Raw genomic sequence first — 10819 nt, 5'->3', positions numbered from 1 at the left:
TAAATACTGTACTAAAATTATCCAATGAACTAAGACATATAAAATACAATTTTACAATCGAGTTTACACAATTTTTTTGACACTACCAATTAAATTTTTTATATTATAATTACTATGTGTTATAATTACCTTGAATTTTATAATGTTTTATTAACATCTATGAGTAAATATCATTTTTGAATTAAATTTAAAGGGTGAATTATGAATTGGTTTTAGAATATTGGAGCTCTTATAAGTTTGGTGAGTGTATGGTTGGATTAAACTATGTTACTGAAACAGGATTGTTAGATCCTGAATATGCACAAATTATTAAAGAACGTTTCAGAAAATGTGGTGAGGTCAATCAGTATCAGCTTGAGTCGAAAAATTATAATATAAAAATGGTTATGGATTCTGAATTGTATCGATTTGCTAGAATAGGGAGTTTGTCGAGTGAATTTATTTGGTTACTAATTGAACCTGATATCAAAATGAAGAATGCAATAAAAGAGGCAATTTTATTAGAAGTTAGATTATTCGAAAAACAAAAACGTTTAGAATATGAAAACAATTAGATTTTAGATTAGTTAATTATCTATAGTATTTATGTATCATGTATGTTTAAATTCATACATGATTTTTTTATATTTATTTATAATTTATAGCAGTCCAGATATTTTTTCTAAAATGATTGCAAAAAAACGTAAAACAGTTTATGATAATAAAGACAAATGTCCCTATAAAGATTTTTGTTAGAGGAGGTGCCGTTTGGAACAACTGAATATCAATGAGCAGCGTGTCTTAGAGTTGGTGCGACAAGATCCATATTTAACCCAAGCAGAAATTGGAGAGACATTGAATTTAAACCGTTCAACTGTTGCGACGATTATCCAGTCGCTAACGCGCAAAGGTCGAATTCAAGGTCGTGCCTATGTGGTGAAAGATGCGATGAATGTGTATTGTATCGGTGGAATGAATATTGATCGAAATTATCGTTTGCTAGAACCGATGTTGCCACAAACAAGTAACCCGGTTACTTCAAGTGTCAGTGTTGGTGGTGTTGGACGAAATGTGGCTGAAAATTTAGGTCGCTTAGGTATGGATATTACCCTTTTGTCCGTCGCAGGAAATGATCAAGATTATCAATTTATTAAACAGCAAAGTGAGCCTTATATTAACTTAAATAAAGTGAAGCTTTATAGTGACCAGTCAACGAGTGCTTATTCAGCGATTTTAGATACAGAAGGCGAGATGCGTTATGCCTTAGCGGATATGTCGATTGCTGATCAAATGAATCGAGAATGGATTAACGAATATTTATCAATCCTCTCAAATGCTAGTTATATTATTGTTGATTTAAATGTACAAAAGGAAGTTATTGAAGAACTATTGAATCTGTCGAAGCAATCTGGCGCGAAATTAATTATTGTCCCAGTAAGTGGTCCCAAAATGAGTCACTTACCGCAACGTTTAGACGGTTTGGATTGGTTAATTGTTAACCAAGATGAATCTGAAGTATATTTCAATCTCGAAGCGGGACAAGAATCAACAGAGCAATTAGCTCACAGGTGGCTAGATTGTGGTGTTCAACATGTTGTTATAACAAGTGGCAAGCGACCGACAGTGTATACGAATCAACAGGAAGAATATTTAGCTATTCAACCTCCACTTCAACCGAATGTCGTAGATGTTACAGGTGCAGGAGATTCCAATGCAGCCGGTATTATCTATGGATGTATTCACGGCCTATCAGCTCAAGAATCGATTGAGCTTGGAATGACCAATGCTTACCATACAGTAGCAACGCATCAGACCGTACGGTCGGATCTATCAGCTACCCAATTAAAAGAAGAACGTGAATTATTATTTGAAACAAAGAAAGGAAACTAATCAATGAACTCATTAATTAAATTTAGCCAAGAAGTTGAACAAGCAATCAATGATCGTAAGCCGATTGTAGCTTTAGAATCTACGATTATTTCTCACGGTATGCCATATCCACAAAACGTCGAAATGGCGCGTACTGTAGAACAAATTATTCGTGATCATGGTGCAGTTCCAGCAACTATTGCGATCATGAATGGCGAGTTAAAAGTAGGACTTGAAGCTGAAGATTTAGAATTACTCGCGACAGCAGAGAATGTTTCGAAGGTATCACGTCGTGATTTATCAGAAGTCATCGCAAGCAAAGGACTCGGAGCGACAACCGTCGCAACAACGATGATTATTGCCCATATGGCAGGTATTAAGGTCTTTGTGACCGGAGGAATTGGTGGCGTACACCGTGGTTATGAAGAGCATATGGATGTTTCAGCAGATCTGGTTGAATTAGGCCAAACACCTGTCACAGTCGTTTGTGCTGGGGCTAAAGCGATTTTAGACTTGCCTCGTACGTTAGAATATCTTGAAACACAAGGTGTTCCAGTGATGGGCTATCAGACAGACTATCTACCAGCATTCTTCTCAAGCACTTCAGATTATAAATTAAATTCGCGTGTGGATTCAGCTTTAGAAGTAGCGCAACGAATGGTTGCAGCAGATATGATGGAATTAAAAGGAGCTCATTTAGTAGCCAACCCAATTCCAAAAGAACACGAAATTCCTCAATCAGAAATTGATGGGATTATTGCTCAAGCTTTAGCAGAAGAACGTGAAGCTGGCGTAAAAGGTAAAGATTCAACGCCATTCTTGCTAGCTAAAATTGTTGAGTTAACCGAAGGACGTAGTTTAGCAGCGAATATCGAATTGGTATACAATAATGCCCGTTTAGGTGCAGAGATTGCTGCTGAATATCATCAAATTAAAAATGCACAAGAAGCTATGAAAAATATTAGTTTTGTATAGAAATCAATAAAGGAAGGTCGCTCGGACCTTCCTCTTTTAATTTAAAATATAGTGATCACGATACCACAAATTGACATAGAGTGATAAATCTTCTAGTAAGTGATCTGCACCAGGTACGTTGGTTGTAAAAGCGGTCAATATATATTGTGGCTGATCATTTTCATAGTAGATTGCAACATCGTTGATTTCACCATCTACCCGTCCGTACTTATTCGCTAAGACATCGGTATGAATAAATGACGTAAAGAGTTGTGGCGGATCTGTCTCGCGCATTAATTGAACTAAATAGTCATACTCTGGCTGTGTGGCAACAATATACAGTAATTGGAAATAGAGATAAGCAGAACCATAATTATCCATATAGAAATACTCAGGAATATTGTAATTACCCGTTTTTTGTAAAATATAATTTGCAACACCACCGAAGTTATTCGGATAGTTAAAGACTAAAGTATACCAGGCCGTATTATCGGAATGACGGATGGCTTCTGCCATCAGATCAGCAATTGAATAGCTTGCTTGAGCAGGTGAGTTAGCAATATTGCCACCCCCTTCATAGTTAAAGTAATCATTATAGAGCAGTTCTGTCTCGTAATCGTACTGTCCTTGATTGATTAAATCAATAAAGGCCATAACGACTGGAATTTTCGCCGTACTGGCAGCGACAATAAAGTTATTATCATTGTACCCGTAATAATGATCATCTTTTAAGTTATAGAACGAAATACCGACTTGGTTGAAATCAACTTGGTAATCCGTCACTAACTGTTCGATTAACTCATCAACCGTGTCATATTCCGAAACATCAAATTGGTCTTTACCGTATTCTTGGATGAGATCCGTACGATAAATGTTTGGATCGAATCGAACGGCAACGGAATCGGATGAAACCGTCGTGGATTCCTCGGACGTTTCAACAGATTGACGTTGTTGATTTGAGTCACTTGTGTCAATCGACTCAGTCGTTGTAATTTCAACGGTTTCCGTAATGACGGCAGTCGGATGATTACCTGGCTGATTATTTCGATTGATATAAATAATATAGAGTAGTAAGGCGAATATAAAAGCGACGCCTAAGCCGATTAAATTTTTCTTATTTTTTGGATTCAAGAGTAGTTGTCATTCCCTTCTGGTAAATTGTCGCAATATACATCAGTAATTATAGAGTTTATTCTTACGAATGCAAGTTTTATTACCTCGCTTTAATTGATTTTTAGCGATGAATTCGATATAATTCAGATTAATTTGATAGATAGCAGTCAAAGTGCTAGCGTTTCTTCTAAAGGTTGGATGGGTATAGGAGGAGTGTCGGCATTTTTTTGTTGAATGAGATAATATTGAATGACAAAGTAAGGAGGAACTTAAATGTATCAAAATGATACCATTGCAGCGATTGCGACGGCTTTAGGCGAAAGTGCCATTGGAATTGTTCGATTAAGCGGTAGTGAGTCGGTCGAAATTGCGAACCGCATCTTTAAAGGGACGAATTTAATCGAAGTATCGAGTCATACCATTCATTACGGTCATATTATCAATCCTAAGACCGAACAAGTGATTGATGAGGTGATGGTATCCGTGATGCGTGCACCGAGATCCTATACTACGGAAGACAGTGTCGAAATCAACTGTCACGGAGGGGTGGTTGCCATTCAACGCGTGTTAGAGATGGTCTTAGCTAACGGGGCGCGCATCGCACAGCCAGGAGAGTTTACCCAACGCGCCTTCTTAAATGGACGTATTGACTTATCTCAAGCGGAAGCGGTAATGGATTTAATCCAGTCCCGAACGAGCAAAGCAATGGATGCCTCAATAAGCCAATTGAATGGGAGTTTAAGACGAAAAATTCAGCAGTTACGTCACGAAATGTTACAAACTTTGGCTCAAGTAGAAGTGACGATTGATTATCCAGAGTATGATGACGTCGAAGAGTTATCACTTCAGGAAATGAACCAGACCGCATTAAGTGTCAAGCAACAAATCGAGCAAATATTGCAACAGTCGCAACAAGGACGCATTTTCCGCGAAGGGATTCAAACGGCAATTATCGGTCGGCCTAACGTCGGTAAGTCGAGCTTAATGAATCGTCTGACAGGTTATGATAAAGCGATTGTGACTGATATTGAAGGTACGACGCGAGATACCATTGAAGAATACGTCAATATTCGCGGAGTGCCGCTTCACTTAATTGATACTGCAGGAATTCGCGAGACAGAGGAAGTTGTCGAACAAATTGGGGTCGAAAAGAGTCGCGCAGTGATGGAACAGGCAGATTTTATTATTTTAATGTTGAATGCTTCCGAAGCGCTCAATGAGATGGACCGCGAACTATTAGCCTTGACGAAAGATTATCCTCGAGTCATTTTACTGAATAAACAAGACTTAACCCCACAAGTTACAGTCGAAGACATATTAGATTATGCAGCATCCGATGAGATCATTACCACTTCGCTTTTAACCGAAGCAGGAATTGACCAACTTGAAGAACGAATTGAAGAATACTTCTTCCAAGGCGATTTAAAATCGCGCGATGTCAATTATTTACTGAACACGCGCCATACCGAGTTATTGCGACAAGCGAGTGCTGCGCTCGATGAAGTGGTGGCTTCAACGGAGATGGGGATTCCAGTTGATTTAATTCAAATTGATTATACGCATGCGTGGGATTTACTCGGTGAAATTATTGGGGAAAATGTTCAAGATGAATTATTAAATAAACTGTTTAGTCAATTTTGCTTAGGCAAGTAGGGGGATATTAATGGTAAAACTAGCCACAATTTGTTATATCGATAATGGAGAACAACTCTTAATGTTGCATCGGAATAAGCAAGTGGGGGATATCCATCAAGATAAATGGGTGAGTGTCGGCGGGAAATTCGAAGCTGGCGAAACTCCCGAGCAATGTGCGATTCGTGAAATTCGAGAAGAGACAGGTTTAGAAGCTTTAAACCTAGAATTATGCGGTGTCATTACGTTTCCGGATTTTAGACATGATGGGGAAGATTGGTATAGCTTCGTGTATCGTGTCCGGGAATTTCGCGGTGAATTAATCGATGACTGCCCTGAAGGCACATTGAAGTGGGTGGATTATAATCAGGTGATGGATTTGCCAACGTGGGAAGGTGATTATATTTTCTTACGTTGGGTATTAGAGGAAGCCCCTTTCTTCTCAGCATATTTTGAATATGACGTAACAGGACAATTAGTGGCAAATGACGTAACATTTTATCCCTTAAAGGAAGGAAAATCAGAGAGTGAATACGTTTAAAGCAGGAACTTATGAAGTGATTGTTGTGGGTGGAGGTCATGCGGGATGCGAAGCAGCGTTAGCCGCAGCTCGTATGGGCGCTAACACCTTACTTCTGACGATGAATATTGAAATGATAGCCTTTATGCCATGTAACCCTTCTATTGGGGGCCCCGCTAAAGGAGTGGTGGTGCGTGAAGTCGATGCCTTAGGTGGTGAGATGGGTCGTAATATTGACCGAACTTATATTCAAATGCGCTTATTGAATACAAGTAAAGGGCCGGCAGTTCAAGCGTTACGTGCGCAAGCAGATAAAGAAGCTTATGCCCATTCGATGAGATCGGTTATCGAAAACGAACCCAACTTAACTTTAAAGCAAGGCATGGTAGACCAGCTCCATCTAGTGGACGGCGAGATACAGGGTGTTATAACGAATACCGGTGCTATTTATGAAAGTCAAGCAGTGGTCTTAACTGCAGGAACTTCATCGCGGGGTCAAATTATTATTGGTGATTTGAAATATGCATCAGGACCTAACAACACCTTACCTTCTGTTAAATTATCAGAGCACTTACTCGAATTAGGTTTGGAATTGGTACGATTTAAGACCGGGACGCCAATGCGAATTCATAAAGATTCGGTGGATTATGATCAAACTGAAATTCAACCCGGTGATACACAGCCAAACCATTTTTCATTTGAAACATCTGATGAAGATTTTAATCCTAACAGTGTGCCGTGTTGGTTAACCCATACGAATGCACAAACACATGAAATTATTCAAGCTAACTTGCATCGCTCACCGATGTTTAGTGGAATGGTTGAAGGTGTTGGCGCAAGATACTGCCCATCGATTGAAGATAAGGTGGTTCGCTTTAGTGATAAACCGCGACATCAAATTTTTATCGAGCCGGAAGGGTTAGATAATCAAGAGATGTATGTCCAAGGATTGTCTACCTCCTTGCCAGAAGATGTGCAGTTAGAAATGATGCGAACCGTCCAAGGACTCGAGCGAGCTGAAATAATGCGTCCGGGGTATGCGATTGAATACGATGTGGTTGTTCCGCATCAATTGACCTTATCACTCGAAGTGAAGTCTTTACCGAATTTATTTACGGCGGGTCAAATGAATGGAACGAGTGGTTACGAAGAGGCAGCAGGTCAAGGAATTATTGCCGGAATTAATGCCGTTCGTAAAATTCGTGGTGAAGAGCCCTTTATACTGAAACGTAATGAAGCCTATATCGGAGTGATGATCGATGACTTGGTGACAAAAGGAACGATTGAACCGTATCGATTACTAACTTCACGCGCTGAATACCGTCTATTATTGCGCCATGATAATGCAGATATTCGATTGACGGAGTACGGCTATCAACTTGGATTAATTAATGAAGCACGCTACCGAGCTTACCAAATGAAGCAAGCACAAGTTGAATCGGAAATTAATCGTCTAAGTCAAATTCGCTTGACGCCTAATACACCAGGTTTATCAGAGTGGTTTGAGCGAGTCGGATCGACACCTTTGAAAGATGGAATTTTGGCAAGTGACTTATTGCGTCGTCCAGAAATTAAATATCTTGATATGATGGAGATTATTCCACCTAAAGATGGAGAATTACCACGGGTGGTAGCAGAACAAGTTGAGATTCAAATTAAGTATGATGGTTATATTGATAAAGCCAATCGAAAAGTTGATAAAATGATTGGGATGGAAGAAAAGTGGATTCCCCACGATATTGATTGGGATGCCGTCGATAATTTAGCGACCGAGGCTCGCGAACGTTTGAAGATGATTGGTCCTGAGACGCTAGGGCAAGCGAGTCGTGTGAGTGGAGTTAACCCAGCGGATATCGCCGTATTATCGATATACTTACAGCAAGGACGGATTCAAAGACGCGAAGAGGTGTAAGAGAAGGGTTAGTACTGAAGGAGAGAATACAATGAACATCAAACGACTGTTTAAAGTGGGCGTCCCAGTTGCAGGGCTGGCGCTTTTACGAGAAGGATTTAGTCATCGTCTCTCGATGAGTTATTATCGGCTACAACATCCGAAAGTTACTGAATCGGTACGATTTGTCGTATTAACCGATTTACATAATCACTATTTTGGTGAGCAGCAGAAAGATTTATTGAAGCGGGTTGAAGCGGAGGCACCGGATTATATCTTACTAGTCGGGGATATTTTTGATTCACGTTGGAGCGCTCAAGCTGCTCAAACATTGATATTGGCATTGGTAGAACGTTATCCGGTCTACTATGTTACTGGCAATCATGAATTTGAATACCCAAGTATTCAACGTCTGAAAAATTGGCTAACGCGCCATCAAGTCACAGTTTTGGCAGGAGACACGGTAAAGATTCAACACGGAACAATGGATTTTACCATCAGTGGTGTTGATGATCCTAATCGAGGACGTCGTAGAATCTTTAAGCAACAGTTGAAGCGAATTGATCGACAACTGCCATCTGATACTTACAATATTTTATTGAGTCACCAACCACAACGTATTAAAGAATATACGCAATATCCGTTTGATTTAATTGTGTCAGGCCATGCACACGGCGGGCAAATTCGAATTCCATGGGCGAACCAAGGTTTATATGCACCGCAACAAGGATTTCGTCCACTCTATACCCATGGCTTGCACCAATTACCCAACCATGCTTATTTAATTATTAGTCGGGGCTTAGCGTATGCAACCACTCGAATTCCAAGATTATTTAATCGACCAGAGGTTGTTGTTATTGATCTCTTAAAATAAATTATACCCGAATGTGTTACGATGCATTGATGCGTCGATTGCATTCGGGTTTTATCTTATAGAGTATTATTTTACCCAACGTTCCATAAAGCCGTGATAGTAATTGAGCCATTGTTGGAGAACTTGCGTTTCAGAGTAATCTGTGGCAATTTTTTGGGAAACAGCTTGGGCGGATAAGTAAGCCGTTTTAGATGTTTTGAGCGTGTTCAGATGTGTCTGATATTCTTCGAGGGTGTCCGCTCTTAAATAATTTGCAAAATAAATTTGTTGATAGAGATCTAAATTACGAATAATCAGGGGCAACCCTGCATTAATGGCTTCTAAAATAGCCATTGGGAATAATTCATTATACGAAGTGGATAGGAACACATCACAAATATTATAGAGTGCGTTCATCTGTTCACGTTCTACGATGCCGACAAATTTTACATTATTCGGTGCGGTCTCGATTGCTTGCTTCAATGCTTCATAGCCATCGGTAATTTTGCCAAAGCTAAAGCCACCTGCCCAGACAAATTGAATATCGGGCATTTGCTTTGCAATCTCGATAAAGTCGATGACACCTTTGCGTGTTTGGACTTGACCTACACTAATCGCCGTAAATACATCGGGATTGATGTCGTACAAAGCATAGGTCGCTTCTAATTTTGAACGATCGATAGGATAAAAATCTTTCGTAGCAACGACATTCGGGATATAGGTAATATGCTCCGGATCAATATCATATCGCGTTAAGGGTTCGATAAAGATGGGATTGACCACGATCAGTTCATTGGCTGAACGGTACATTTTCATAAAATAATCGTAAAAAACACCTTGAGCAAATTTCGGTATTTTAATACTACCTTCAACGGTTTCAGGTAAGAAATGGACGTGCATGCAAGATGGGATCTTGGACATTGCCATCTGATAGTAACAATATGGATGGATCGTATGGATATGGTTGAAGTCGCAATTTTTCGCATGATTAAAAGACAATTGAATTTGATCAGCGGCGTGCGTCTCGAGCAATTTTACGAGTTCAAAATAGGCACTTCCTACCCCTTGGCCTTTGACATTTTGTCCGTGGGCAATCATATTAATTCGCATCTTACCGCCTCCTTCTCTGACCTATTATACAGAAACGATATCAATATAGGCAAGCGTACATCATGATTTTAGATGACTTAGATGGCTTAAAAACATTGCAAAATCGCTGTTTTTCAGTTAAAGTATATTAAGCGTGAAACATTTGTTTCACAAAAAAGATTAAAGGGGTAATAGAATGAATCCCAAAGAATTTGCAACAATCCTTGCACAAAAAGGTATTGAATTAACACCACAACAATTACAACAATTTGAACGATATTTTGAGCTGCTAGTTGAATGGAATCAAAAGATGAATTTGACGGCAATTACGGAACAAGAAGAAGTCTATTTGAAACATTTTATGATTCATTAATGCCACTGCGGCTCGTCCCAGAACGATTTGAAGGAGAAGTTCGAATCGTTGATATTGGTGCGGGAGCTGGATTTCCAGGAATCCCGCTAAAAATTGTACAACCTGATTTACAATTAACGATGGTCGATTCATTGAATAAACGTGTAACTTTCTTAAATGAAGTGATCGACCAGCTAGGCTTGACTCATACGGAAGCGATCCATGCGCGGGCGGAAGATTTTGGGCACGATCGAAAGCATCGTGAACAATACGATATTAGTATTGCTCGGGCAGTGGCAGGGTTGAATGTTCTAGCGGAGTATTGCTTGCCACTCGTGCGAAAAGGTGGTTATTTTATCGCGTTGAAAGGACAAAAAGCCCAACAAGAATTAGAAGAGGCACAGGGGGCTTTGCTAAAGTTGGGGGCTAAATACGAAGGAAGCCATCATGAGCTTTTACCAATTGAAGAAAGTGAACGCGAAATTTTGAGTATCCGTAAAACGTTAAATACCCCGAATAAATATCCGCGTAAAGCTGGTAAACCAACTAAATCGCCTTTAAAATAAT

Annotated in this window: 9 protein-coding genes and 1 pseudogene; 8 read left to right on the top strand and 2 right to left on the bottom strand. The window is 39.5% G+C overall.

The window, feature by feature from the left end; genetic code table 11:
• Positions 1-206: 206 nt before the first annotated feature.
• The 3 genes from CYJ57_RS04065 to CYJ57_RS04055 all read left to right on the top strand — a co-directional run bounded on the left by CYJ57_RS04065 (position 207) and on the right by CYJ57_RS04055 (position 2823).
• Entirely contained in the window at positions 207-554 is a 348-nt protein-coding gene (locus tag CYJ57_RS04065; RefSeq protein ID WP_101954176.1) for a hypothetical protein, read from the top strand.
• 193 nt (positions 555-747) lie between these two features.
• Positions 748-1869, top strand: coding sequence for a carbohydrate kinase (locus CYJ57_RS04060; protein ID WP_101954175.1), 1122 nt, complete (start codon positions 748-750; stop codon positions 1867-1869).
• 3 nt (positions 1870-1872) lie between these two features.
• Positions 1873-2823, top strand: coding sequence for a pseudouridine-5'-phosphate glycosidase (locus CYJ57_RS04055; protein WP_006701526.1), 951 nt, complete (start codon positions 1873-1875; stop codon positions 2821-2823).
• Positions 2824-2859: 36 nt separating this feature from the next.
• Here CYJ57_RS04055 and CYJ57_RS04050 read toward each other — a convergent pair whose 3' ends face one another.
• The gene (locus CYJ57_RS04050; protein ID WP_101954174.1) at positions 2860-3933 is read right to left on the bottom strand and encodes a serine hydrolase; all 1074 of its coding nucleotides are present in this window, start codon (positions 3931-3933) and stop codon (positions 2860-2862) included.
• Positions 3934-4188: 255 nt separating this feature from the next.
• On the opposite strand from CYJ57_RS04050, the gene mnmE reads away from it, so the two are divergent.
• From mnmE to CYJ57_RS04030, 4 genes are read left to right on the top strand one after another with little or no spacing between them, the layout of a single operon-like run.
• Complete coding sequence (mnmE, locus tag CYJ57_RS04045; protein ID WP_101954173.1) at positions 4189-5568, top strand: tRNA uridine-5-carboxymethylaminomethyl(34) synthesis GTPase MnmE; 1380 nt, start codon at positions 4189-4191, stop codon at positions 5566-5568.
• A 10-nt stretch (positions 5569-5578) separates the two neighbouring features.
• Positions 5579-6088 carry an NUDIX hydrolase gene (locus tag CYJ57_RS04040; protein WP_101954172.1) on the top strand — a complete coding sequence of 170 codons (510 nt, stop codon included), beginning with the start codon at positions 5579-5581 and terminating at the stop codon, positions 6086-6088.
• On the top strand, positions 6075-7979 hold the full coding sequence (gene mnmG, locus CYJ57_RS04035) for a tRNA uridine-5-carboxymethylaminomethyl(34) synthesis enzyme MnmG (RefSeq protein ID WP_101954171.1): 1905 nt from the start codon (positions 6075-6077) through the stop codon (positions 7977-7979). Before CYJ57_RS04040 ends, mnmG begins: the two co-directional genes overlap by 14 nt.
• 31 nt (positions 7980-8010) lie before the next feature.
• On the top strand, positions 8011-8832 hold the full coding sequence (locus CYJ57_RS04030) for a metallophosphoesterase (protein WP_101954170.1): 822 nt from the start codon (positions 8011-8013) through the stop codon (positions 8830-8832).
• A 66-nt stretch (positions 8833-8898) separates the two neighbouring features.
• On the opposite strand, the gene CYJ57_RS04025 is transcribed toward CYJ57_RS04030, so the two are convergent.
• Positions 8899-9921: a glycosyltransferase family 4 protein gene (locus CYJ57_RS04025; protein ID WP_101954169.1), complete on the bottom strand. Its 1023-nt coding sequence runs from the start codon at positions 9919-9921 to the stop codon at positions 8899-8901.
• Between the two features lie 175 nt (positions 9922-10096).
• Here CYJ57_RS04025 and rsmG point away from each other — a divergent pair.
• Positions 10097-10818 (top strand): annotated as a pseudogene (rsmG, locus tag CYJ57_RS04020) (16S rRNA (guanine(527)-N(7))-methyltransferase RsmG).
• Position 10819: the final 1 nt, after the last annotated feature.

It is taken from the genome of Falseniella ignava (genome assembly GCF_002847645.1).
Classification (GTDB): Bacteria; Bacillota; Bacilli; order Lactobacillales; family Aerococcaceae; genus Falseniella; species Falseniella ignava.
Note: the sequence above shows the minus strand (reverse complement) of the source record. Positions and strands in the feature narration are given on the sequence as shown.

Excerpts from the sequence above, each read along its gene's own strand:
- CYJ57_RS04055 (WP_006701526.1), top strand. The coding sequence starts at position 1,873 with ATGAACTCATTAATTAAATTTAGCCAAGAAGTTGAACAAGCAATCAAT.
- CYJ57_RS04030 (WP_101954170.1), top strand. The coding sequence starts at position 8,011 with ATGAACATCAAACGACTGTTTAAAGTGGGCGTCCCAGTTGCAGGGCTG.
- CYJ57_RS04025 (WP_101954169.1), bottom strand. The coding sequence starts at position 9,921 with ATGCGAATTAATATGATTGCCCACGGACAAAATGTCAAAGGCCAAGGG.
- CYJ57_RS04040 (WP_101954172.1), top strand. The coding sequence starts at position 5,579 with ATGGTAAAACTAGCCACAATTTGTTATATCGATAATGGAGAACAACTC.
- mnmE (WP_101954173.1), top strand. The coding sequence starts at position 4,189 with ATGTATCAAAATGATACCATTGCAGCGATTGCGACGGCTTTAGGCGAA.